Raw genomic sequence first — 23,673 nt, forward strand, 5'->3', positions numbered from 1 at the left:
GATGGACGATTACCGCGCGAGAGCCCGGCAGAAATCGACGATGCGTTGCGCGCCCTCGACGCATTCGGGGGTGCCCGCGACGAGCGCGATCCGGATGAAATCGCGGCCCGGATTCGTGCCGTGCGCATCGCGCGCCAGGTACGAGCCGGGCAGAACCGTCACATTATAGTCGGCGTACAGGCGGCGGGCGAACTCGGTGTCCGACAGGCCGGTGCGCGACACGTTGGCCCACAGGTAGAACGCGGCGTCGGGCAGTTTCACGTCGATCACGTCGGCGAGCATCGGGGTGACCGTATTGAACTTCTGCAGGTACAGCGCGCGGTTCTCGCGCACGTGCGCCTCGTCGTTCCACGCGGCGATGCTCGCGTGCTGCCAGACCGGCGACAGCGCCGCGCCGTGGTACGTGCGGTACAGCAGGAATTGCTTCAGCAGCGCCGCGTCGCCGGCGACGAAGCCCGAGCGCATGCCCGGCACGTTCGAGCGCTTCGACAGGCTCGACAGCATCACGAGCCGCTCGAAGCCGCGGCCGAGGCGGTGCGCGGCCTCGAGGCCGCCGAGCGGCGGTGCGGCTTCGTCGAAATAGATTTCCGAGTAGCACTCGTCGGAGGCGATCACGAAACCGTGGCGGTCGGACAGCGCGAACAGTTCGCGCCAGTCGTCGAGCGTCAGCACGGCGCCCGTCGGGTTGCCCGGCGAGCACACGTACAGCAGCTGCGTGCGCGCCCAGACGTCATCCGGCACGGCCGCGTAGTCGCACGCGAAGTTGCGGGCCGGGTCGCTGTTCGCGAAATAGGGTTCGGCACCGGCCAGCAGCGCCGCGCCTTCGTAAATTTGATAGAACGGATTCGGACAGAGTACGATCGCCTTCTCGCCGTGCGCGGTCGGGCGGGTGTCGATCACCGTCTGCGCGAGCGAGAACAGCGCCTCGCGCGACCCCGACACGGGCAGCACCTGCGTGGCCGGATCGATCGCCGGCAGCCCGTAGCGGCGCTCGAGCCAGTGCGCGATCGACGTGCGCAGCGCGTCCGAGCCGGCCGTGGCCGGGTACGACGCGAGGCCGTCGAGGGCGGCCACCACGGCGTCGCGGATCAACGCCGGCGTCGCGTGCTTGGGCTCGCCGATGCCGAAGCTGATCGGTTTGAGGTCGCCGGAAGGCGTCACGTCCTTGAACAGGGCGCGCAGCTTTTCGAAGGGATAGGGCTGGAGCGAGTCGAGTCGAGGGTTCACGGGCGAAGCGGCCATCGCGGCCGGTTGGAGCGAAAGAAGCGGCGGGCGTGCCGCACGGCTGCGAACGGGCGCCGACGGCGCGGGTCGCAACGGACGATTATAGCGTGACGGAATGCGGTCACGGCCGGCCGGAACGGCGGCCAGGCCCGCCGAATAAAGGGAATGAAGGGTATTGAACCAAATGAATAACGCGGTACGCGGCAGCCTGCCGACGCTGGCCATCCTGATCGGCGCATCGGTATGGGGCCTGATCTGGTATCCGTTGCGGATCCTCGCGTCGCTCGGCGTGACGGGTACGCTGGCCAGCGCGCTGACGAGCCTCGTCGCCTTCCTGTTCGTGGTCGTCGCGCGGCGCCGCACGATCGCGACGCTGCGCTGGCACTGGGTGCTGCCGGGCATTGCGTTGACGGCCGGCGTGACGAACCTCGGCTTCGTGTGGGGCACGATCCACGGCGAGGTGCTGCGCGTGATGCTGCTGTTCTACCTGACCCCGGCCTGGACCGCGGTCTACGCGCACTTCCTGTTGCGCGAGCGGCTGACCTGGGCCGGCGCGGGGCTCGCGGCGCTGTCGATCGGCGGGGCGATGCTGATGCTGTGGTCGCCGAAGCTCGGCCTGCCGCTGCCGGCCAACCCGGCCGAATGGGCCGGCCTCGCGGCCGGGCTGAGCTTTGCGATGAGCAACGTGCTCGTGATCAAGGCAAGCCGCGAACTGCCGGAGATGCGCGCGGAAATGCGCACCGCGACGCTGTTCGGCGGCGCGGCCGTGTTCGGCGCGATCGCGTCGCTGTTCGAAGGGCTGCCGGCCGCGCCGGCAGGCGGCCAGCTCGGCGTGGCCGCGCTGATCATCGCCGCGATCGGCGTGACGATGGCGTCGAACAACCTGCTCGTGCAATACGGCCTCGCCCGCGTGCCGGCGAACCGCGCGTCGATCATCATGCTGTTCGAGATCGTGATCACCGCGCTGTCGGCGTGGGTGTTCGCCAGCGAGCTGCCGACCGCGCGCGAATGGGCGGGCGGCGCGTGCATCGTGCTGGCCACGCTGCTGTCGAGCCGGGTCCATCGTGCCGCGCCCGCATCGGGCAAACCCGGCGACGGTCGGGACGGCGCACGCGCGATGGTATGATGGAAGCCGTTTGCGGGGCCCAACGCTGGATGCGCGCGGCCCCGTTTTTGAATTCCGGGGCGCGTCGCGCGCAGGGGCCCTCCGGCCCCGCGCAGTGCGGCCTCGTCCGTTTCACACCTTCTTCACATCCGATACCGCCGTGCGTCTGAGCTCGATCAAACTCGCTGGCTTCAAATCCTTCGTCGATCCCACGCATTTCCAGGTTCCGGGCCAGCTTGTCGGCGTGGTGGGCCCGAACGGGTGCGGCAAGTCCAACATCATCGATGCCGTGCGCTGGGTGCTCGGCGAGTCGCGCGCCTCCGAGCTGCGCGGCGAGTCGATGCAGGACGTGATCTTCAACGGCTCGACCGCACGCAAGCCCGGCAGCCGGGCCAGCGTCGAGCTGATCTTCGACAACTCCGACGGCCGCGCGGCCGGGCAGTGGGGCCAGTACGGCGAGATCGCCGTGAAGCGCGTGCTCACGCGCGACGGCACGTCGAGCTACTACATCAACAACCTGCCGGCGCGCCGCCGCGACATCCAGGACATCTTCCTCGGCACGGGCCTCGGGCCGCGCGCCTACGCGATCATCGGGCAGGGCATGATCGCGCGGATCATCGAGGCGAAGCCGGAAGAGCTGCGCGTGTTCCTCGAGGAAGCCGCCGGCGTGTCGAAGTACAAGGAGCGCCGCCGCGAAACCGAGAACCGCCTGCACGACACGCGCGAGAACCTGACGCGCGTCGAGGACATCGTCCGCGAGCTCGGCGCGAACCTCGAGAAGCTCGAGGCGCAGGCCGTCGTCGCGACCCGGTACAAGGAACTCGTCGCCGACGGCGAGGAGAAGCAGCGCCTGCTGTGGCTGCTGCGCAAGAACGAGGCCGCCGGCGAGCAGCAGAAGCAGCAGCGCGCGATCGAGCAGGCGCAGATCGACCTCGAGGCGCAGACGGCGAAGCTGCGCGAAGTCGAGGCGCAGCTCGAGACGCTGCGCGTCGCGCACTACTCGGCAAGCGACGCGATGCAGGGCGCGCAGGGCGCGCTCTACGAGGCCAACGCCGAGGTCAGCCGCCTCGAAGCCGAGATCAAGTTCATCGTCGAATCGCGCAATCGCGTGCAGGCGCAGATCGCCGCGCTGAACGCGCAGCGCGAGCAATGGCGCGCGCAGGCCGAGAAGTCGCAGGACGAGCTGGAGGAGGCCGAGGAGGCCCGCGCGATGGCCGACGAAAAGGCCGCGCTCGCCGAAGACAACGCGGCCGCGAAGCACGATGCGCTGCCGGCGCTCGAAGCGAAGTGGCGCGACGCGCAGGCGCAGCTCAACGACGAGCGCGCGCGGATCGCGCAGACCGAGCAGTCGCTGAAGCTCGAGGCCGCGCACCAGCGCAACGCCGACCAGCAGCTGCAGCAGCTTCAGCAGCGCCACGAGCGCCTGAAGAGCGAAGCGGGCGGGCTCGACGCGCCGGACGAGGCGCAGCTCGAGGAGCTGCGCATGCAGCTGGCCGAGCAGGAAGAGATCCTTGCCGAAGCGCAGGCGCGCCTGGCCGACGCGCAGGAAACCGTGCCGCGCCTCGACGGCGAGCGCCGCGCCGCGCAGGAGCGCGTGCAGGCCGAAGCCGCGCAGATCCACCAGCTCGAGGCGCGCCTCGCCGCGCTGAAGCAGCTGCAGGAAAACGTGCAGACCGAAGGCAAGGTGCAGCCGTGGCTCGACAAGCACGAGCTGGGCGCGTTGCCGCGTCTGTGGAAGAAGCTGCACGTCGAGGCCGGCTGGGAAGCGGCGCTCGAGGCCGTGCTGCGCGAGCGCCTCGCGGCGCTCGAAGTGTCGAATCTCGACTGGGTGAAGGCGTTCGCGACCGATGCGCCGCCGGCGAAGCTCGCGTTCTACGCGCCGCCCGCGGCCGGTGAGCCGCCCGCCGCGGTGGCCGGGCTGCGTCCGGTGCTGTCGCTCGTGCGCATCGACGACGCGGGCATCCGCGCGGTGCTCAACGACTGGCTCGGCAGCGTGTACGTTGCCGACGACGTCGCGCAGGCGCTTGCCGCGCGTGCGCAGCTGCCGGCAGGCGGCGCGTTCGTCGTGAAGGCCGGCCATATCGTCACGCGCGTCGGCGTGCAGCTGTACGCCGCCGATTCGGAGCAGGCCGGGATGCTGGCCCGCCAGCAGGAAATCGAAAATCTGACGCGCCAGGTGCGCGCGCAGGCATTGCTCGCCGACGAGGCGCGCACGGCCGCTGTGCGTGCGGAAGCCGCGCACACGCAGGCCACGCAGGCGCTCGGCGACGTGCGCGCGCAGGCCGAACGTGCGACCCAGCGCGTGCACGCGCTGCAGATGGATGTGCTGAAGCTGGCGCAGGCGCACGAACGTTACACGCAGCGCAGCACGCAGATCCGCGAGGAACTCGAGGAAATCGGCGCGCAGATCGAGGAGCAGCGCGCGCTGCGCGCGGAATCGGAAGCGAATTTCGAGCGCTTCGACGGCGAGCTCGCGGAGTTGCAGGCGCGCTTCGAAGACAACCAGCTCGCATTCGAATCGCTCGACGAATCGCTGACGCAGGCGCGCCAGGAAGCGCGCGACCTCGAGCGCGGCGCGAACGACGCGCGCTTCGCCGCGCGCAACGCGGTGACGCGGATCGACGAGCTCAAGCGCAGCATCCAGGTCGCGCACGAGCAGAGCGAGCGCGTCGCCGGGTCGCTCGAAGACGCGCGCGCCGAACTCGAGACGATCAACGAGCAGACCGCGCACACGGGTCTGCAGGACGCGCTCGAGATTCGCGCGGTGAAGGAAGAGGCGCTGCAGGCCGCACGGATCGAGCTCGACGACCTGACCGCGAAGCTGCGCGCGTCGGACGAGCAACGCCTCGTGGCCGAGCGCTCGCTGCAGCCGCTGCGCGACCGCATCACCGAGTTGCAGCTGAAGGAGCAGGCCGCGCGCCTGTCCGTCGAGCAGTTCGCCGAGCAGCTCGCGACGGCCGAGGTCGACGAGGCCGCGCTGTCCGCGAAGCTGACGCCGGACCTGAAGCCGTCGTACCTGCAGGGCGAAGTCACGCGCCTGAACAACGCGATCAACGCGCTCGGCCCGGTGAACATGGCCGCGCTCGACGAGCTGAAGGCCGCGAGCGAGCGCAAGGTGTTCCTCGACGCGCAGTCGGCCGACCTGATCGACGCGATCACGACGCTCGAGGATGCGATCCACAAGATCGACCAGGAAACCCGCACGCTGCTGCAGGGCACCTTCGACGAGGTCAACCGCCATTTCAGCGACCTGTTCCCGCGTCTGTTCGGCGGCGGCCAGGCGAAGCTGATCATGACCGGCGACGAGATTCTCGATGCCGGCGTGCAGGTGATGGCGCAGCCGCCGGGCAAGAAGAACGCGACGATTCACCTGCTGTCGGGCGGCGAGAAGGCGCTGACCGCGACCGCGCTGGTGTTCGCGATGTTCCAGCTGAACCCGGCGCCGTTCTGTCTGCTCGACGAGGTCGACGCGCCGCTCGACGACGCGAACACCGAGCGTTTCGCGAATCTCGTGCGCGCGATGTCCGACAAGACGCAGTTCCTGTTCATCTCGCACAACAAGATCGCGATGGAAATGGCGCAGCAACTGATCGGCGTGACGATGCAGGAGCAGGGCGTGTCGCGGATCGTCGCGGTGGACATGGAAACGGCCGCGGGTTTTGCCCAGAATTGACGTTTGACGAAACCGGATCGCGTTCGCGCGGCGCATGACGCGCCCGTTCGCGGTCCCGACAAAAAGAATTGCTGATGGAGCGTGCATGGACGAGTTGACACTCGGTTTGATCGGCGCGGGTGCTGTCGTGGTGGGCGGCGTCGTGGTCTACAACGCGTGGCAGGGCGCGAAAGTACGGCGCAGGATGCCGCGCCCGATGCCGGAGGAAGCGGCCGAGGCGATGAACCGCCCCGAGCGCGACGAAGAGTTGCCGTTCATCGAGCCGGTGCGTCAGCCGGTGCGCCGCGAGCCCGCGGCCCCGGTCGCGGCCGCCGCCGCTGCGTCGGCGGATGTCGCGCGCGTCGAACCGACGTTCGGCGGGGTCGCACCGGCCGACACGCCGGCCGATCTGCAGGCCGAGGCGACCGGCGGCGATACGCCGTCCGAGGCGATCGAACCGGCCGCCGGTGAAGCGGCCGCACACGCCGCCGAGCACGCGGCAACCGGCGAGGCGGCCGAACCGGCCGAGCCGACCGAACCCGTGATCCCGGCCGCGACGACGATTTCGTCGGCGCCGCCCGCGATCGTCGATCGCCGGATCGATTGCATCGTGCCGATCCGCCTCGCCGGGCCGCTGCCGGGCGACAAGATCCTGCCGGCCGCGCAGCGGCTGCGCCGCGCGGGCAGCAAGCCCGTGCACATCGAAGGCAAGCCGGAAGGCGGCCAGTGGGAGCTGCTGCAGAACGGCGTGCGCTACGAGGAACTGCGCGCGGCCGCGCAGCTCGCGAACCGCAGCGGCGCGCTGAACGAACTCGAATTCTCGGAATTCGTGACGGGCGTCCAGCAGTTCGCCGACACGATCGACGGCGCACCGGAATTCCCGGACATGATGGAAACGGTCGCGATGGCGCGCGAGCTCGACGCGTTCGCCGCGCAGTGCGACGCGCAGCTGTCGATCAACGTGATGTCGGACGGCGCGCCGTGGTCGGCGAACTACGTGCAGGCGGTCGCGTCGCAGGACGGGCTGCTGCTGTCGCGTGACGGCACGCGGTTCGTGAAGCTCGACGCGAAGCAGAACCCGGTGTTCATGCTGCAGTTCGGTGACACGAACTTCCTGCGCGACGACCTGACCTACAAGGGCGGCAACATGATCACGCTGGTGCTCGACGTGCCGGTTGCCGAAGAGGACATCCTGCCGTTCCGGTTGATGTGCGACTACGCGAAATCGCTGTCCGAACGGATCGGCGCGCGCGTCGTCGACGATTCGCGCCGGCCGCTGCCGGAATCGACGCTGCTCGCGATCGAGCAGCAGCTGATGAAGTTGTACGCGAAGCTCGAGGAAGCCGGCATCCCGGCCGGTTCGGCCGTCACGCGCCGCCTCTTCAGCCAGTAACACAACGGCGCGGACGGCGGGCGTGCGCGCCACCGTTCGCCGCTGCGGCGCGCACCCTTCCGTGTGCGCCGCAACACGCTCGTCGGGCTTGCATTGCACGCCCCGTCGCGGCGTCAAACTGAGATAATCGGGCATCCGATTTTTCAGAACGAATCTGCCGCCAGCATGGCCCGAACCCAAGCCGAACCGCCAGCCAGCCAGCCCGACGCGCGTGCCGCGTGGCTGCGCGACCAACTCGAGCGGGCGAACCACGCCTATTACGTGCTCGACCAGCCGGATCTGCCCGACGCCGAATACGACCGGCTGTTCCTCGAACTGCAGCAGCTCGAAACCGACCATCCCGAACTCGTGACGCCCGATTCGCCGACGCAGCGCGTGGGCGGCGAGGCGGCCGGCGGCTTCACGCCGGTCGTCCACGACGCGCCGATGCTGTCGCTGAACAACGGCTTCGCCGACGAGGACATCGTCGCATTCGACAAGCGTGTCGCCGATGCGCTCGACAAGCCGACCGATCTCGCCGGCTCGGTGACGGAACCCGTCGAATACGCGTGCGAACTGAAATTCGACGGTCTCGCGATCTCGCTGCGCTACGAGCAGGGCGTGTTCGTGCAGGCTTCGACGCGCGGCGACGGGACGACGGGCGAGGACGTGACCGAGAACGTGCGCACGATCCGCTCGATTCCGCTGAAACTGAAGGGCAAGCACGTACCGGCCGTGCTCGACGTGCGCGGCGAGGTGCTGATGTTCAAGCGCGATTTCGCACGCCTGAACGAACGCCAGCGCGCGGCCGAGCAGCGCGAATTCGCGAACCCGCGCAACGCGGCGGCCGGCAGCCTGCGCCAGCTCGATTCGAAGATCACCGCGCAGCGTCCGCTGTCGTTCTTCGCGTACGGGATCGGCGTGCTCGACGGGATGCCGATGCCCGACACGCACAGCGCGCTGCTCGACTGGTACGAGTCGCTCGGCCTGCCCGTGAACCGCGAGCGCGCGGTCGTGCACGGCGCTGAGGGCTTGCTCGATTTCTTCCGCAAGGTCGGCGAGAAGCGCGAGTCGCTGCCGTACGACATCGACGGCGTCGTCTACAAGGTCAACCGGCGCGACGAGCAGGAGCGCCTGGGCTTCGTGTCGCGTGCGCCGCGCTTCGCGCTCGCGCACAAGTTTCCCGCACAGGAAGCGCTGACGAAGCTCGTCGCGATCGACGTGCAGGTCGGCCGCACCGGCGCGATCACGCCGGTCGCGCGCCTCGAGCCCGTGTTCGTCGGCGGCGCGACCGTGACCAATGCGACGCTGCACAACGAGGACGAAGTGCGCCGCAAGGACATCCGGATCGGCGACACCGTGATCGTGCGCCGCGCGGGCGACGTGATTCCCGAGGTGGTCGGCGCGCTGCTCGACCGGCGTCCGGCCGACGCGGCCGAATTCGTGATGCCGACCGAATGCCCGGTGTGCGGCTCGAAGATCGAGCGCCTGCCGGACGAGGCGATCGCCCGCTGCACGGGCGGCCTGTTCTGCCCGGCGCAACGCAAGCAGGCGCTGTGGCACTTCGCGCAGCGCCGCGCGCTCGACATCGACGGGCTCGGCGAGAAGATCATCGACCAGCTCGTCGAGCTGAATCTCGTGCGCACGCCGGCCGACCTGTTCAATCTCGGTTTCGCGACGCTGGCCGAGCTCGACCGCTTCGCGGAGAAGTCCGCGCAGAATCTGCTCGACTCGCTCGAAAAGGCGAAGCACACGACGCTGGCGCGCTTCATCTACGGCCTCGGCATCCGCCACGTCGGCGAATCGACCGCGAAGGATCTCGCGAAGCATTTCGGCTCGCTGACGCCGATCATGGACGCGTCGATCGAGGAACTGCTCGAAGTCAACGACGTCGGCCCGATCGTCGCCGAGTCGATCCACCAGTTCTTCGCGGAAGCGCACAACCGGACGGTGATCGAGCAGCTGCGCGCGCCGGGCAAGGTCACGTGGCCGGAAGGGCCGCCCGCGCCGAAGGCGCCGCAGGGCGTGCTGGCCGGCAAGACGGTCGTGCTGACGGGCACGCTGCCGAACCTCACGCGCGATGCCGCGAAGGAGATGCTCGAGGCGGCGGGCGCGAAGGTCGCGGGCTCGGTATCGAAGAAGACGGATTACGTGGTCGCGGGCGCCGAAGCCGGCAGCAAGCTCGCGAAGGCCGAGGAACTCGGCATCCCCGTGCTGGACGAAGACGGTCTGCACCAACTCCTGGAGGGCAATACGCCATGATTCGCGAGATCCTGAAGATGGGCGATCCGCTCCTGCTCGACATCGCCAAGCCGGTCGAGCAGTTCGATACCCCCGAACTGCACGAAATCGTCGCGGACATGTTCGAGACGATGCATCACGCGAACGGCGCCGGGCTGGCCGCGCCGCAGATCGGCATCGGCCTGCAGATCATCATCTTCGGCTTCGGCAACAACAACCGCTACCCGGACGCGCCGCCGGTGCCGGAGACCGTGCTGATCAACCCGAAGGTCGAGTACATGCCGCCGGACATGGAAGAGGGCTGGGAAGGCTGCCTGTCGGTGCCGGGCATGCGCGGCGTCGTCAGCCGCTACGCGAAGGTGCGCTACAGCGGCTTCGACCAGTTCGGCGCGAAGATCGACCGCGTCGCCGACGGGTTCCACGCGCGCGTGGTCCAGCATGAATACGATCACCTGATCGGCAAGCTGTATCCGATGCGGATCACCGACTTCACGCGCTTCGGCTTCACCGAGGTGCTGTTCCCGGGGCTCGACCCGACCGACGACGACTGATCGTCCGCGTCCGGCGGACAAGAAAAAAGCCCGCTTGCGCGGGCTTTTTCATTGCATGGCGCACCGGGTGTGCCCGCGCTCAGAACGTCTCGTCGGCCGACAGGTAGCGCCATTGGCCTTGCGGCAGCGCGCCGAGCATCACGCGGCCCATGCGCACGCGCTTCAGGCCGATCACGTCGAGGCCGACCAGTTCGCACATGCGGCGGATCTGGCGCTTCTTGCCTTCGCGCAGCACGAAGCGCAGTTGCTCGCCGTTCTGCCAACTGACCATCGCGGGCTTCAGCGCGACGCCGTCGAGTTCGAGGCCGTGGCGCAGCTTCGCGAGCGATTCCGCCGGGAAGTGCTGGTCGATGTCGATGAGCCGCTCGCCGAAGCGCACGCGCACCAGGTACTCCTTGTCGATGTCCGACTGCTCGCCGATCAGCTGCTTCGCGATCACGCCGTTCTGCGTCAGCACGAGCAGGCCGGTCGAGTCGATGTCGAGCCGGCCGGCCGGCGCGAGCGCGTGCAGGTGTTGCGGCGAGAAGCGCACCGGCGAATGGTCGCCGCTCCAGCGGTTCGCGCGCGTGATCAGCACGGCCGCCGGCTCGTAGCCGTCTTCGGCCTGACCCGAGACGTAGCCGACCGGCTTGTGCAGCAGGATCGTCACCTGCGCGGCCTGCGCGGCGCTCGCGCGCTCGTCGATCTCGATCTTCTGGTCCGCGCGGACCTTGGTGCCGAGCGTGTCGATGCGTTCGCCGTCGACGAGCACCCAGCCTTTTTCGATCCATTCGTCGGCTTCGCGGCGCGAGCACATGCCGAGCTCGGACATCCGCTTCGACAGGCGCATCAGGCCCGTTTCGTCGCCGTAGTCGACGTCGGCCGACGCACGCTTGACCGGTTGCGCGGTCTTGACCGCGCCGAACGAGCGGCGCTCGCCATCGCGTGCGGGACGGGCCGGACGGTCGCCGAAGCTGCGCTTTGCGCCTTCGCCGGATGCCTTGTCGCGATAGGACGGACGCTTGCCGTCGTCGTCGCCTGCGCGGCGCGGGCGGGCATCGTCGTCACGACGCGGCGGACGGTCGGACGACGGGCGGCGGTCGCCGAAGCTGCGTTTTGCGCCTTCGCCGGATGCCTTGTCGCGATAGGACGGACGCTTGCCGTCGTCGTCGCCTGCGCGGCGCGGGCGGGCATCGTCGTCACGACGCGGCGGACGGTCGGACGACGGGCGGCGGTCGCCGAAGCTGCGCTTTGCGCCTTCGCCGGCAGCCTTGTCGCGATAGGACGGGCGCTTGCCGTCGTCGTCGCCTGCGCGGCGCGGGCGCGCATCGTCGTCACGACGCGGCGGACGGTCGGACGACGGGCGGCGGTCGCCGAAGCTGCGCTTTGCACCTTCGCCGACAGCCTTGTCGCGATAGGACGGGCGTTTGTCGTCGTCGCCACCCGCGCGGCGCGGGCGGGCATCGTCGTCACGACGCGGCGGACGATCGGACGACGGGCGGCGGTCGCCGAAGCTGCGCTTTGCGCCTTCGCCGGCAGCCTTGTCGCGATAGGACGGGCGCTTGCCGTCGTCGTCGCCTGCGCGGCGCGGGCGCGCATCGTCGTCACGACGCGGCGGACGGTCGGACGACGGGCGGCGGTCGCCGAAGCTGCGCTTTGCACCTTCGCCGACAGCCTTGTCGCGATAGGACGGGCGTTTGTCGTCGTCGCCACCCGCGCGGCGCGGGCGGGCATCGTCGTCACGACGCGGCGGACGATCGGACGACGGGCGGCGGTCGCCAAAGCTGCGTTTTGCACCTTCGCCGGCGGCGTTGTCGCGATAAGGCGCGCGGGTGCCGCGTTCGGCACCGCCGTCACGCGGCGCACGCTTGGCCGGTGCGCGATCCGTGCCCGGGCGCTCGGCGCCGGCGGCACCGCGCGGCTTGAACGAGCGTTCGCCAGCGGCGGCCGGGGCGGCCTTCTTCGGACGGGCCGGCTTGTCCCCCGCGGGTGGCGCGGCGGGACGCACCGCCTTGCGGGCGACGAGGCTGCCGGAGCGGACAGGGGCGCGGGTCGGCGACGCCGGCTTCGGATTCTTGACGGTTAGTTTGGTGCGCATAAACGCTGGAATTCATTCAGACTGCGATCGCACGCAGCAATTCGGTTTCGAGCTGGATCTGCAGGCGGTTGTCGGACAGGCCGGCGCCCGCGAGCAGGAAGATGTCTTCGACGCGCTCGCCGAGCGTATTGATCCGCGCCGCATGGACGCCGACCCGATGCTCGGCGAGTACGCGCGCGATCGAATAGAGAAGGCCCGGCCGGTCGTTGGCCGACACGGACAGGATGTAGTACTGGCCGCGCTCGTCGGCCCGCAGGTCGACGCGCGGCGTGATCGGAAACGTCCGCGACAGCCTCGACAGGCGGCCCTTGGACGGCTCCGGCAGCGGGGCGGTTTCGGCAAGCCGCGTCGCGAGCTGCTGCTCGACGAGATTCGCGATGTCGCGGTAACGCACGTCGCGTTCGGTCTGCGTGACGATGAAGTTGTCGAGCGCATAACCGTGCCGCGTCGTGCTGACGCGTGCATCGAGCACCGACAGCCCGTTGCGGTCGAAATACGCGCAGATGCCCGCGAACAGGTCGGGGCGATCCTTCACGTACACGAGCACCTGCAGCGCGTCGCCGATCGGCGACGGCCGCGCGCGGACGATCGCGGTTTCGGCGTTCACGTGCCGGTACAGCACGCGCGTCTGCCACGCGATGTCGGCCGCATCGTGACGCAGGAAGAAGCCGACGTCGAGCTGATCCCACAGCGCGCGATGCGCGTCGTCGGGCACGGTCTCGAGGCGCAGCAGCGCGAGCGCCTGTTCCTGCCGCGACTTCAGCTCCGAGTGCGCGTCGGGGTTCGCGCCGCCGAGCACCGCGAGCGTGATGCGGTACAGGTCCTCGAGCAGCTTGCCCTTCCACGTGTTCCACACCTTCGGGCTCGTGCCGCGGATATCGGCGACGGTCAGCAGGTACAGCGCGGTGAGGTAGCGTTCGTTGCCGACGACTTCGGCAAAGCGCTTTATGACCTCGGGGTCGCTCGTGTCCTGTTTCTGCGCGACCTGGCTCATCGTCAGGTGATGCTGGACGAGCCACACGATCAGCGACGCGTCGTCGCCGGCGATGCCGTGCTCGCGGCAGAAGCGCCGCGCATCGACCATCCCGAGCGTCGAATGGTCGCCGCCGCGGCCCTTCGCGATGTCGTGGAACAGCGCCGCGACATACAGCACCCACGGGCGCTCGAAGTTGCCGATCAGCTGGCTGCAGAACGGATATTCGTGCGCATGCTCGGCCACCGCGAAGCGGCGGATATTGCGCAACACCATCAGGATGTGCTGGTCGACCGTGTACACGTGGTACAGGTCGTGCTGCATCTGGCCGACGATGCGGCGGAAGTTCAGCAGATAGCGGCCGAGCACGCTCGTCTGGTTCATCAGCCGGAACGCGTGCGTGATGCCCTCGGGCTGCTGCAGGATCCGCATGAACGTGTCGCGGTTCTGCGGATCGCGGCGCCACGCGTTGTTCATGATTTCGCGCGAGTTGTACAGCGCGCGCAGCGTGCGGGCGGAGAAGCCCTTCACGCCGCGGGTCGTCTCGTACAGCAGGAACGCTTCGAGGATCGCGTCGGGATGACGCTCGAACACGCCGTCGTCGACGATCTCGAGCATCCCCTGCTTCTCGACGAAGCGATCGGGCGACAGCACGCGCGTGATGCCGCTCGTCGCGGGGAAGAGCTGCGCCTCGATGTTCTGGATCAGGATCGTCGCGAGCTGCGTGACGGCCTTCGCGGCCCAGTAGTAGCGGCGCATCAGCTGCTCGCTCGCGCGCTTGGTCTGCGTCGGCTGGTAGCCGAAGCTCTCGGCGGCCTGCGTCTGCAGGTCGAACACGAGCATGTCCTGGCGGCGGCCGGCGATCACGTGCAGCCGCGCGCGCAGCGTCTTCAGGAAGCCCTCGTTGCGGCGCAGCTCGCGTGCTTCGCGATCGGTGATGAGGCCGCGCGTGTCGAGTTCGCGCCAACTGCTGCCGAAGCCCGCCGCGCGCGCGATCCACAGGATCGTCTGCAGGTCGCGCAGCCCGCCGGGGCTTTCCTTCACGTTCGGCTCGAGACTGTACGGCGTGTCCTGGAACTTCGCGTGGCGCTGGCGCATCTCGAGCACCTTCGCGGTGAAGAACGCGCGGGCGTCGAGCGCCTCGTGGTAGCGCACCGTGAAGCGCTCGAACAGCGCGGTGCTGCCGACGATGCGGCGCGCCTCCAGCAGCGAGGTCTGCACCGTGACGTCCTGCGACGCCTCCTCGATGCACTGCGCGACCGTGCGCACGCTGCTGCCGATCTCGAGGCCGAGATCCCACGCCATCCCGATGAAGCGCTCGATGCGCGCGTCGAGCGCCGGGTCGTGCGCATCGGGCAGCAGCACGAGGATGTCGACGTCGGAATAGGGCGCGAGCTCGCCGCGCCCGTAGCCGCCGACGGCGACGAGCGCGAGCGTCGCGGGCAGCCCGCAGTCGTCCCACACGCGCTTGAGCGCATCGTCGGTGAGTTTCGACAGCGCGTGCATCAGCGATGCCACGGTCGTTGCGTGGCGAAAACGCTCGAGCAGCTCCGTCTTGGCGGCCTTGAATTCGGCGCGCCGCGACAGCGCGTCGGGCGAGGGGGCGGCGTGAGCGCTCATGGGCAGCCGTTCAGGTGCGGGCGGGGCGGGCGGGCGCGACGGCGCTCAGACCGCGGCAGCCGGTTGCGCGAACACGGGGCGCGCCGGCGTGCCGGCCGACACGGTCAGCACCTCGTAGCCGGTTTCGGTGACGAGCACCGTGTGCTCCCACTGCGCCGACAGGCTGCGGTCGCGCGTCTTGACCGTCCACTGGTCGGGCATCGTGCGGATGTCGCGCTTGCCGGCGTTGATCATCGGCTCGATCGTGAAGATCATCCCGGCCTTCAGCTCGATGCCGGTGCCCGGACGGCCGTAATGGACGACCTGCGGATCCTCGTGGAACACCGTGCCGATGCCGTGGCCGCAGTATTCGCGCACGACGCTGTAGCCCTGCGCTTCCGCGTGCTTCTGGATCGCGTAGCCGATGTCGCCGAGGTGCGCGCCGGGCTTGACCTGGTCGATGCCGAGCCACATGCACTCGTAGGTGGTCTGCACGAGGCGCTTCGCGAGGATCGAGCCTTCGCCGACGATGAACATCCGGCTGGTGTCGCCGAAGTAGCCGTTCTTGATCACGGTGATGTCGATGTTCAGCGCATCGCCGTTCTTGATCACCTTCTCGCCGGGAATGCCGTGACAGATCACGTCGTTGACCGAAATGCAGGTGGCCTTCGGGTACGGCGGATAGCCGGGCGGCTGGTAGTTCAGCGGCGCGGGGATCGTGCCCTGTTCGTTGAGCATGAACTCGTGGCAGAGACGGTCGAGTTCGGCGGTCGTGATGCCCGCGACGACGTGCGGCGTGATGAAATCGAGCACTTCGCTCGCGAGACGGCAGGCGACGCGCATCTCCGCGATATCGTGTTCGTTTTTGAGCGTAATAGCCATCGAGGTATGCCTGGAATGCGGTGAATTGACGGATTATCGCACCTTATGGCTGCCCTCGCAGCCCCTGCCGGCCGCGCGGATGCGGGTTTTCGCGGATTGTCCGGCCGGCTGGCGCGCGGCAGCGAAAGTGTCGGGCGACTTGAGGGCGGACAACTCGGCGTGCTATACTCTTTGGCTAAGTCGATGTCCAAATGCCGAACTTGCCTCATTTTGGGGCGGCATGGCGACGAAAGGCTTGCGGCACGGGCGTTTTGCACGTGCCGAATCGCAAGCCGGCGCAACCAGGGTGCCGGCCGCGCGGAATTCGCGCCCTTCGGGGCGGGTTCGCGCGGCGGTACGGCGGCCGGCTTAAGACCCAACCCTCGTGGAGAATTTACATGGCAGTTACGATGCGCCAAATGCTGGAAGCGGGTGTCCACTTCGGTCACCAGACGCGCTTCTGGAACCCGAAGATGGCTCCGTTCATTTTCGGTCACCGCAACAAGATTCACATCATCAACCTCGAAAAGACGCTGCCGATGTTCACGGACGCACAGAAGTACGTGCGCCAGCTGGCAGCGAACCGCGGCACGATCCTGTTCGTCGGCACGAAGCGTCAATCGCGTGACACGATCGCCCAGGAAGCGCAGCGCGCAGGCATGCCGTACGTCAACGCACGCTGGCTCGGCGGCATGATGACCAACTTCAAGACGCTGAAGGTATCGATCAAGCGCCTGAAGGACATGGAAGCGGCAGTCGAGGCGGGCGAGCTCGAGAAGATGAGCAAGAAGGAAGCGCTGCTGTTCGAACGCGAAATCGCCAAGCTGCAGAAGTCGATCGGCGGCGTGAAGGACATGGGCGGCATTCCGGACGCCATCTTCGTCGTCGACGTCGGCTACCACAAGATTGCCGTCACGGAAGCGAACAAGCTGGGCGTGCCGGTCATCGCCGTGGTCGATACGAACCACTCGCCGGAAGGTGTGGACTACGTGATCCCGGGTAACGACGACTCGAGCAAGGCAGTCGCGCTGTACGCCGAAGGCGTGGCCGACGCGATCCTCGAAGGCCGTGCGAACGCGGTCAACGAAGTGGTCCAGGCCGCACGCGGCGACGACGAGTACGTCGAGGAAAACGCGTAACTGGCCCCGAGCCGGCGCAAAAAGGGGGCTCTCAACAGGCCCCCTTTTTTTAAGCTTGTGCGCCGGACCTGATCGCGCCGAATCGGCGCGGGTCCGGAAACGAATCTCGGCCGTTCGCGTCCAAGCGGGCGGCGTTGTGAATACAGACTCAAGGAGCGAATGATGGCGGCAATTACCGCAAGCATGGTGGCAGAACTGCGCGCGAAGACCGACGCACCGATGATGGAGTGCAAGAAGGCGCTGACGGAAGCCGACGGCGACCTGGCCAAGGCTGAAGAGCTGCTGCGCGTCAAGCTCGGCAACAAGGCGAGCAAGGCGGCATCGCGCGTGACGGCCGAAGGCGTCGTCGCATCGTTCGTCGGCGGCAACGCAGGCGCGCTGGTCGAACTGAACTGCGAAACCGACTTCGTCGCGAAGAACGACGACTTCCTCGCATTCTCGAAGACGGTGGCGGAGCTCGTCGCGACGCAAAACCCGGCCGACGTGGCTGCGCTGTCGGCGCTGCCGCTCGACGGTTCGACGGTCGACGCGGTGCGTCTGGCACTGATCGGCAAGATCGGCGAGAACGTGTCGATCCGCCGTTTCGTCCGTTTCGAAACCGCGAACAAGATCGCCACCTACCTGCACGGCGCGCGGATCGGCGTGATCGTCGAGTACACGGGCGCGGAAGAGCAGGTCGGCAAGGACGTCGCAATGCACATCGCGGCCATGAAGCCGGTCGCGCTGTCGTCGGCCGACGTGCCGGCGGAACTGATCGAAACGGAACGCCGCGTGGCCGAGCAGAAGGCTGCCGAATCGGGCAAGCCGGCCGAAATCGTCGCGAAGATGGTCGACGGTAGCGTCCAGAAGTACCTGAAGGAAGTGTCGCTGCTGAACCAGACGTTCGTGAAGAACGACAAGCAGACGATCGAGCAGATGCTGAAGGCAGCCAATGCCGCCGTGCAGAAGTTCGCGCTGTTCGTCGTCGGCGAGGGCATCGAGAAGCGCCAGGACGACTTCGCCGCCGAAGTGGCCGCGCAAGTCGCAGCAGCAAAACAGCAGTAAGCAGTCAGGCAGTATCCGCGGCGGGCGTCCGCTCCGCCGCGGCCGGCGCCGCCGCCGGCCGGCCGGGAACCCCGGTCCGGTCGGCGGCGCTTGCCCGAATCAGTATTTCGCCCCTACAGTTCGTGGTTGTCATCCTCTCGTCGCTCGGAAGCCCCTATGTCCAATGCCTATAAACGCGTCCTCCTCAAACTCTCCGGCGAAGCGCTGATGGGCGACGATGCCTTCGGCATCAATCGCGCGACGATCGAACGGATGGTGGCCGATATCGCCGAAGTCGTGCGTCTCGGTACGCAGCTCGCGGTCGTGATCGGTGGCGGTAATATTTTCCGCGGTGTCGCGGGCGGCGCGGCCGGCATGGACCGCGCGACGGCCGACTACATGGGGATGCTCGCGACGATGATGAACGCGCTGGCGCTGCAGGACGCGATGCGCCACGCCGGCATCGAGGCGCGCGTGCAGTCCGCGCTGCGCATGGACCAGGTCGTCGAGCCGTACATCCGGCCCCGCGCGATCCGCCAGCTCGAGGAAGGCCGCGTCGTGATCTTCGCGGCCGGTACCGGCAACCCGTTCTTCACGACGGATACCGCCGCCGCGCTGCGCGGGTCGGAAGTGGGTGCCGAGGTCGTGCTGAAGGCAACCAAGGTCGATGGCGTATATTCTGCCGATCCGAAGAAGGATCCGTCGGCTACGCGCTACACGACGATCACTTTCGACGAGGCGATCAGCCGCAACCTGCAGGTGATGGACGCGACGGCCTTTGCGCTGTGCCGCGACCAGAAGCTGCCGATTCGCGTGTTTTCGATCAACAAGCCGGGCGCGCTCAAGCGCATCGTGCTGGGCGAGGACGAAGGTACGCTCGTCCACGTGTAAACTCCCGCGGATGCGGGTCATCGGCCGCGGCGTATCTCCTGCGCCGGGCGGGGCCCGCGTTCTTTGAAGGTTTGAAGGTTCGGAGGTTGAAATGAGTGTCGCTGATGTCAAGAAGGGCGTCGAGCAAAAGATGCAGCGCTCGATCGAAGCGTTCAAGAACGATCTGGCCAAGATCCGTACGGGCCGTGCACACACCGGTCTGCTCGATCACGTGCAGGTCGACTACTACGGCTCGATGGTGCCGATCTCGCAGGTCGCGAACCTGACGCTCGTCGACGCGCGCACGATCGGCGTGCAGCCGTGGGAAAAGAACATGGTCGCGAAGGTCGAGAAGGCCATCCGCGAAGCCGACCTGGGCTTGAACCCGGCGACGGCCGGCGACCTGATCCGCGTGCCGATGCCCGCGCTGACGGAAGAGCGCCGCCGCGAGCTGACCAAGGTCGTGAAGGGCGAAGGCGAGACGGCCAAGGTCGCGATCCGCAACCTGCGCCGCGACGCGAACGAAGCGCTCAAGAAGCTCGTGAAGGACAAGGAAATCTCGGAAGACGACGAGCGCCGTGCGAGCGACGACGTGCAGAAGCTGACCGACAAGCACGTCGCCGAAATCGACAAGCTCGTGCAGACCAAGGAAGCCGAGATCATGACGGTCTGACGACCGTCCTCGCGCGCCGCCTTCCTCCCGCATTACTGTCTCAACGGCCATGACCTATACCAGCTCTACCGTTCGCGTGCCTGACGTCGGCGTCGTGCCGCGTCACATCGCGATCATCATGGACGGCAATGGCCGTTGGGCGACCGAACGCCGCTTGCCGCGCGTCGCGGGGCACACCCGCGGCGTCGATGCCGTACGGGCAGTGGTCGAAGGTTGCGCGCGCGCCGGTGTCGAATACCTGACGCTGTTCGCGTTCAGTTCCGAAAACTGGCGCCGGCCGAACGACGAAGTGTCGTTCCTGATGCGGCTGTTCATCACCGCGCTCGAGCGCGAGGTCGGCAAGCTGCATGCAAACGGGATCCGCCTGCGTGTCGTCGGCGATCTCGACCGTTTCGAGCCGCGCATCCGCGAGCTGATCCGCCGCGCCGAAACCAAGACGGCGCGCAATACGCGCCTGACGCTCACCATCGCGGCCAACTACGGCGGCCGGTGGGACATCCTGCAGGCGACGAAGAAGCTCGTCGAGCAGGCCGTGCGCGAGGGGCGCGAGGCCGAGGTGACCGAGGACGCATTCGCGCCGCACCTGGCGATGGCCTATGCGCCGGAGCCCGACCTCTTCATCCGTACGGGCGGCGAGCAGCGCGTCAGCAACTTCCTGCTGTGGCAGCTCGCGTACGCCGAGTTCTATTTCACCGACAAATACTGGCCGGATTTCGACGGCGCGGCCCTGGCCGACGCGTTGGCGTCGTATACCGAGCGCGAGCGCCGTTTCGGGCGCACGAGTGCGCAGCTCGAACCGCAATCGCAGAACGCCGACTCCCTTTCATGCTGAAAACCCGTGTGATCACGGCGATCGTGATGCTGGCAGTGCTGCTGCCGGTGACGCTGTTCGCGCCGCTCACGGCGTTCGGCGCGCTGATCGGCGCCGTGCTCGTGTTCGCCGCGTGGGAGTGGGCGCGCCTGCTGAAACTCGGCGGCGCCGGCCCCGTCGTCTATGCGGTCGTCGCGGCGCTTGCGCTGGCGGCCACCACGCCGCTCGGCGTCGACGCGGCCGGATCCCGTCCCCTTTTCATGGCAGCCGGCGTGTTCTGGCTGCTGGTCGGCCCGTTCGCGCTGCGGCGCAAGCCCGAACTCGCGGGCGGCGTCTGGCGGCCGTTCCTGCTCGCCGCCGGCCTGATCGTGTTCGCGGCCTGCTGGCATGCGCTTGTCGCGGCACGCGCGCAAGGCGTGCCGTTCGTGCTGTCGCTGCTGCTGGTCGTCTGGCTGGCCGATATCGGCGCATACTTCGCGGGCAAGGCCTTCGGAAAGCGTAAACTGGCCGTGACGATCAGCCCCGGCAAGAGCTGGGAAGGCGCGATCGGCGGCTGGCTGGCCGTGATGATCGTCGCCGGTGTCGCGATGGCCGCGCATGCGTTCGAGCCGACCCTGTTTTCCGCATTTGCCGCCCGCTACGGGATGCCCGGCGCGTGGGCCGCGCTGACGCTGCTGGTCGTGTACAGCGTGATCGGCGACCTGTTCGAGTCACTGTTGAAGCGGCAGGCGGGCGTGAAGGATTCGAGCGGACTGCTGCCGGGCCATGGCGGCGTGCTCGACCGGGTCGACGCGCTGCTGCCGGTGCTGCCGCTCGCGATGCTGCTGCTTGGTTAAACCATTCATTCTTTTATGCAAAAACGTCTGACATTGCTCGGTTCCACGGGCTCGATCGGAGACAGCACGCTCGACGTGGTCGCGCGCCATCCCGAACGCTTCTCGGTCTACGCGCTGACCGCGCACCGCAACGGCGACAAGCTCGTCGAGCAGTGTCTGCGCTTCGCGCCCGAAGTGGCGGTGGTCGGCGATGCCGCGACGGCCGCGCACGTCGAGGCGAAGCTGCGCGCGGCGGGCAGCAAGACGACCGTGCTGTACGGCCCGCAGGCGCTCGTCGACGTGTCGAAGAGCGACGGCTGCGATACGGTGGTCGCGGCGATCGTCGGCGCGGCCGGCCTCGCGCCGAGCCTCGCGGCCGCGCGCGCCGGCAAGCGGATCCTGCTCGCGAACAAGGAATCGCTCGTGATGTCGGGCGCGATCTTCATGGACGCCGTGCGCGATCATGGCGCGATCCTGCTGCCGGTCGACAGCGAACACAACGCGATCTTCCAGTGCATGCCGCGCGACGCGGCCGAGCACGGCGGGATCTCGAAGATCATCCTGACCGCGTCGGGCGGCCCGTTCCGCACGCGCGAACCGGCCACGCTCGCCGACGTGACGCCGGACGAGGCGTGCAAGCATCCGAACTGGGTGATGGGCCGCAAGATCTCGGTCGATTCGGCGACGATGATGAACAAGGGCCTCGAGGTGATCGAGGCGCACTGGATCTTCGGGTTGCCGGGCGATCGCATCGACGTGCTGATCCATCCGCAGAGCGTGATCCATTCGCTCGTGTCGTACCGTGACGGTTCGGTGCTCGCGCAGCTCGGCAACCCCGACATGCGCACGCCGATCGCGCACGCGCTCGCGTTCCCCGAGCGCGTCGACGCGGGCGTCGGCCCGCTCGACCTCGCGCAGATCGCGCAGCTGTCGTTCGAGAAGCCCGATTACGCGCGCTTCCCGTGCCTCGCGCTCGCGCTGAAGGCGCTCGAGGAAGGCGGCATCGCGAGCGCCGCATTGAACGCGGCGAACGAGGTTGCGGTCGAAGCATTTCTCGAGCACCGGATCGGCTTCATGGCGATCGCGGCGACGGTCGACGCGGTGCTCAACGCGCTGCCGAACCGTGCGCCCGACGGGCTCGACGACGTCCTGGCGGCGGACGCCGAGGCACGCCGCCTCGCCGCCGAAATCATTGCAAAAGCGCCTGCGCCACGCGTGGAGCGTACCGTCTGAATGGAGTGCTCATGAACGTGCTGGTCGAACTGGTCGCGTTTGCGGTGGCGATCGGGGTACTGGTCGTCGTGCATGAGTACGGGCACTATCGTGTCGCGCGCTGGTGCGGCGTGAAGGTCCTGCGATTCTCCATCGGCTTCGGCCAGCCCGTCGCACGCTGGGTCAGCCGCCGCACGGGCACCGAGTGGACGCTGTCCGCGCTGCCGCTTGGCGGCTACGTGAAGATGCTCGACGAGCGCGATCCGGGCCCCGGCATCCGGCCCGACGAACTCGGGCAGGCGTTCAACCGGCAGTCCGTCTACAAGCGGATCGCGATCGTCGCGGCCGGCCCGATTGCGAACTTCCTGTTGGCAATCGCGCTGTTCTCGATCGTGTTTGCCACCGGCGTGACCGAGCCGGCCGCGGTCGTCGCGCCGCCGGCCGCCGGAACGGTGGCGGCCCGTGCGGGCTTCGACGGCGGCGAGACGGTCGTGTCGATCCGCGACGCGCGCACCGGCGACGCGCAGGGCAGCGAGTCCGAGCCGGTGCGGTCGTGGTCGGACCTGCGCTGGAAGCTGCTGTCGGCCGCGTTCGATCACCGCGAGATCGTGCTCGGCGCACGCGACGGCAACACGACGTTCGATTTCCGCGTCGACCTCCGCCAGGTTCCCGACAGTCAGCTCGACGACGATTTCATGGCCCATCTGGGCTTCGAGACCGGCGGCGGCACGCTGTCGGTCGCGTCCGTGCAGCCGGGCAGCGCGGCGGAGCAGGCGGGCCTGAAGGCCGGCGACAAGCTGGTGGCGCTCGACGGCAAGCCGATCGGCGGCGCGACGCGTTTCATCGATTCGGTGAAGCACCATGCGGGGCAGGCGCTCGACCTGCGGATCGAGCGCAACGGCGCCGCGCAGACGGTGTCGATCGTGCCGCAGATGCAGCGCGACGACGAATCGGGGCAGCAGGTCGGCCGGATCGGCGCGGCGCTGTCGATGCACGCGCCGTCCGTCGACGTGCGCTACGGGCCGATCGAGAGCCTGCGGCTCGGCGCGCACCGCACGTGGGACATCTCCGTGTATTCGCTGAAGATGTTCGGGCGCATGATCACGGGCAACGCGTCGCTGAAGAACCTGTCCGGCCCGGTGACGATCGCCGACTACGCGGGCAAGAGCGCGCGGCTCGGACCGTCGGCGTTCCTGTCGTTCCTCGCCCTTGTCAGCATTAGCCTTGGCGTCCTGAACTTGTTGCCGATTCCCGTTTTGGACGGGGGGCATCTGTTATATTATGCGGTTGAAGCCGCGACCGGGAAAGCCGTCTCGGAGCGCTGGCAGCTGATTCTGCAAAGAGCCGGGTTGATCTGCATCGTCGCATTGTCGGCGATCGCGCTGTTCAACGATCTGGCTCGGTTAATCCATTTCTGAAGCGTCAGGCGGCCGCCGCTCGGCAGTCGCCCGATTTGATGCAGCTAAATATTGGGG

The 23,673-nt window shown here is 68.1% G+C and carries 17 protein-coding genes; 13 read left to right on the forward strand and 4 right to left on the reverse strand.

Going from position 1 to position 23,673, the window contains the following annotated elements; translation table 11 throughout:
- Nucleotides 1-9: 9 nt before the first annotated feature.
- Nucleotides 10-1,242, reverse strand: coding sequence for a succinyldiaminopimelate transaminase (dapC, locus tag HWX00_RS00950; RefSeq protein ID WP_175027159.1), 1,233 nt, complete (start codon nt 1,240-1,242; stop codon nt 10-12).
- 166 nt (nt 1,243-1,408) lie between these two features.
- Here dapC and HWX00_RS00955 point away from each other — a divergent pair, with 166 nt between their 5' ends.
- The 5 genes from HWX00_RS00955 (at nt 1,409) to def (ending at nt 10,145) form a co-directional block, all read left to right on the forward strand.
- Nucleotides 1,409-2,350: a DMT family transporter gene (locus tag HWX00_RS00955; protein WP_034188855.1), complete on the forward strand. Its 942-nt coding sequence runs from the start codon at nt 1,409-1,411 to the stop codon at nt 2,348-2,350.
- Between the two features lie 139 nt (nt 2,351-2,489).
- On the forward strand, nt 2,490-6,002 hold the full coding sequence (gene smc / locus HWX00_RS00960; RefSeq protein ID WP_034188854.1) for a chromosome segregation protein SMC: 3,513 nt from the start codon (nt 2,490-2,492) through the stop codon (nt 6,000-6,002).
- An 85-nt stretch (nt 6,003-6,087) separates the two neighbouring features.
- The gene (locus tag HWX00_RS00965; RefSeq protein ID WP_034188853.1) at nt 6,088-7,374 is read left to right on the forward strand and encodes a cell division protein ZipA C-terminal FtsZ-binding domain-containing protein; all 1,287 of its coding nucleotides are present in this window, start codon (nt 6,088-6,090) and stop codon (nt 7,372-7,374) included.
- A 165-nt stretch (nt 7,375-7,539) separates the two neighbouring features.
- On the forward strand, nt 7,540-9,615 hold the full coding sequence (ligA, locus tag HWX00_RS00970; protein ID WP_034188852.1) for an NAD-dependent DNA ligase LigA: 2,076 nt from the start codon (nt 7,540-7,542) through the stop codon (nt 9,613-9,615).
- The gene (def, locus tag HWX00_RS00975) at nt 9,612-10,145 is read left to right on the forward strand and encodes a peptide deformylase (RefSeq protein ID WP_175027160.1); all 534 of its coding nucleotides are present in this window, start codon (nt 9,612-9,614) and stop codon (nt 10,143-10,145) included. Before ligA ends, def begins: the two co-directional genes overlap by 4 nt.
- Nucleotides 10,146-10,224: 79 nt before the next feature.
- Here the strand turns inward: def and HWX00_RS00980 are convergent, their stop codons facing one another.
- The 3 genes from HWX00_RS00980 to map are packed head-to-tail and all read right to left on the reverse strand — an operon-like array spanning nt 10,225 to nt 15,676.
- Nucleotides 10,225-12,222 (reverse strand): pseudouridine synthase, encoded by a 1,998-nt coding sequence (locus tag HWX00_RS00980; RefSeq protein ID WP_175868084.1) that lies wholly within the window; start codon nt 12,220-12,222, stop codon nt 10,225-10,227.
- A gap of 16 nt (nt 12,223-12,238) precedes the next feature.
- Nucleotides 12,239-14,815: a [protein-PII] uridylyltransferase gene (locus tag HWX00_RS00985; protein WP_175027162.1), complete on the reverse strand. Its 2,577-nt coding sequence runs from the start codon at nt 14,813-14,815 to the stop codon at nt 12,239-12,241.
- Between the two features lie 45 nt (nt 14,816-14,860).
- On the reverse strand, nt 14,861-15,676 hold the full coding sequence (map, locus tag HWX00_RS00990; protein WP_021159103.1) for a type I methionyl aminopeptidase: 816 nt from the start codon (nt 15,674-15,676) through the stop codon (nt 14,861-14,863).
- Nucleotides 15,677-16,053: 377 nt separating this feature from the next.
- Here map and rpsB point away from each other — a divergent pair, with 377 nt between their 5' ends.
- From rpsB to rseP, 8 genes are all read left to right on the forward strand, one after another.
- Nucleotides 16,054-16,794 carry a 30S ribosomal protein S2 gene (rpsB, locus tag HWX00_RS00995; RefSeq protein WP_006483818.1) on the forward strand — a complete coding sequence of 247 codons (741 nt, stop codon included), beginning with the start codon at nt 16,054-16,056 and terminating at the stop codon, nt 16,792-16,794.
- A 162-nt stretch (nt 16,795-16,956) separates the two neighbouring features.
- Nucleotides 16,957-17,838, forward strand: a complete 882-nt coding sequence (gene tsf / locus HWX00_RS01000; protein WP_034188848.1) for a translation elongation factor Ts — start codon at nt 16,957-16,959, stop codon at nt 17,836-17,838.
- Between the two features lie 156 nt (nt 17,839-17,994).
- Nucleotides 17,995-18,708: a UMP kinase gene (gene pyrH, locus HWX00_RS01005; protein ID WP_011352459.1), complete on the forward strand. Its 714-nt coding sequence runs from the start codon at nt 17,995-17,997 to the stop codon at nt 18,706-18,708.
- Between the two features lie 91 nt (nt 18,709-18,799).
- Nucleotides 18,800-19,360 carry a ribosome recycling factor gene (frr, locus tag HWX00_RS01010; protein ID WP_175027163.1) on the forward strand — a complete coding sequence of 187 codons (561 nt, stop codon included), beginning with the start codon at nt 18,800-18,802 and terminating at the stop codon, nt 19,358-19,360.
- A gap of 49 nt (nt 19,361-19,409) precedes the next feature.
- Complete coding sequence (gene uppS, locus HWX00_RS01015; protein WP_175027164.1) at nt 19,410-20,192, forward strand: polyprenyl diphosphate synthase; 783 nt, start codon at nt 19,410-19,412, stop codon at nt 20,190-20,192.
- A complete protein-coding gene (locus HWX00_RS01020; RefSeq protein WP_034188846.1) occupies nt 20,186-21,007 on the forward strand; it encodes a phosphatidate cytidylyltransferase in 822 nt (273 codons plus the stop codon). Before uppS ends, HWX00_RS01020 begins: the two co-directional genes overlap by 7 nt.
- A 15-nt stretch (nt 21,008-21,022) precedes the next feature.
- The gene (locus HWX00_RS01025) at nt 21,023-22,219 is read left to right on the forward strand and encodes a 1-deoxy-D-xylulose-5-phosphate reductoisomerase (protein ID WP_034188845.1); all 1,197 of its coding nucleotides are present in this window, start codon (nt 21,023-21,025) and stop codon (nt 22,217-22,219) included.
- An 11-nt stretch (nt 22,220-22,230) separates the two neighbouring features.
- Nucleotides 22,231-23,616, forward strand: a complete 1,386-nt coding sequence (gene rseP / locus HWX00_RS01030) for an RIP metalloprotease RseP (protein ID WP_124669732.1) — start codon at nt 22,231-22,233, stop codon at nt 23,614-23,616.
- The last annotated feature ends 57 nt before the right edge of the window (nt 23,617-23,673 follow it).

The organism is Burkholderia seminalis DSM 23518 (assembly GCF_902832885.1).
Lineage (GTDB): Bacteria > Pseudomonadota > Gammaproteobacteria > Burkholderiales > Burkholderiaceae > Burkholderia > Burkholderia seminalis.

Coding starts and splice junctions, on each gene's coding strand:
- map (WP_021159103.1), bottom strand. CDS start 15,676: ATGGCTATTACGCTCAAAAACGAACACGATATCGCGGAGATGCGCGTC.
- pyrH (WP_011352459.1), top strand. CDS start 17,995: ATGTCCAATGCCTATAAACGCGTCCTCCTCAAACTCTCCGGCGAAGCG.
- tsf (WP_034188848.1), top strand. CDS start 16,957: ATGGCGGCAATTACCGCAAGCATGGTGGCAGAACTGCGCGCGAAGACC.
- HWX00_RS01025 (WP_034188845.1), top strand. CDS start 21,023: ATGCAAAAACGTCTGACATTGCTCGGTTCCACGGGCTCGATCGGAGAC.
- frr (WP_175027163.1), top strand. CDS start 18,800: ATGAGTGTCGCTGATGTCAAGAAGGGCGTCGAGCAAAAGATGCAGCGC.
- rseP (WP_124669732.1), top strand. CDS start 22,231: ATGAACGTGCTGGTCGAACTGGTCGCGTTTGCGGTGGCGATCGGGGTA.
- HWX00_RS01020 (WP_034188846.1), top strand. CDS start 20,186: ATGCTGAAAACCCGTGTGATCACGGCGATCGTGATGCTGGCAGTGCTG.
- HWX00_RS00965 (WP_034188853.1), top strand. CDS start 6,088: ATGGACGAGTTGACACTCGGTTTGATCGGCGCGGGTGCTGTCGTGGTG.
- def (WP_175027160.1), top strand. CDS start 9,612: ATGATTCGCGAGATCCTGAAGATGGGCGATCCGCTCCTGCTCGACATC.
- dapC (WP_175027159.1), bottom strand. CDS start 1,242: ATGGCCGCTTCGCCCGTGAACCCTCGACTCGACTCGCTCCAGCCCTAT.
- HWX00_RS00980 (WP_175868084.1), bottom strand. CDS start 12,222: ATGCGCACCAAACTAACCGTCAAGAATCCGAAGCCGGCGTCGCCGACC.
- rpsB (WP_006483818.1), top strand. CDS start 16,054: ATGGCAGTTACGATGCGCCAAATGCTGGAAGCGGGTGTCCACTTCGGT.
- HWX00_RS00985 (WP_175027162.1), bottom strand. CDS start 14,815: ATGAGCGCTCACGCCGCCCCCTCGCCCGACGCGCTGTCGCGGCGCGCC.
- HWX00_RS00955 (WP_034188855.1), top strand. CDS start 1,409: ATGAATAACGCGGTACGCGGCAGCCTGCCGACGCTGGCCATCCTGATC.
- uppS (WP_175027164.1), top strand. CDS start 19,410: ATGACCTATACCAGCTCTACCGTTCGCGTGCCTGACGTCGGCGTCGTG.
- ligA (WP_034188852.1), top strand. CDS start 7,540: ATGGCCCGAACCCAAGCCGAACCGCCAGCCAGCCAGCCCGACGCGCGT.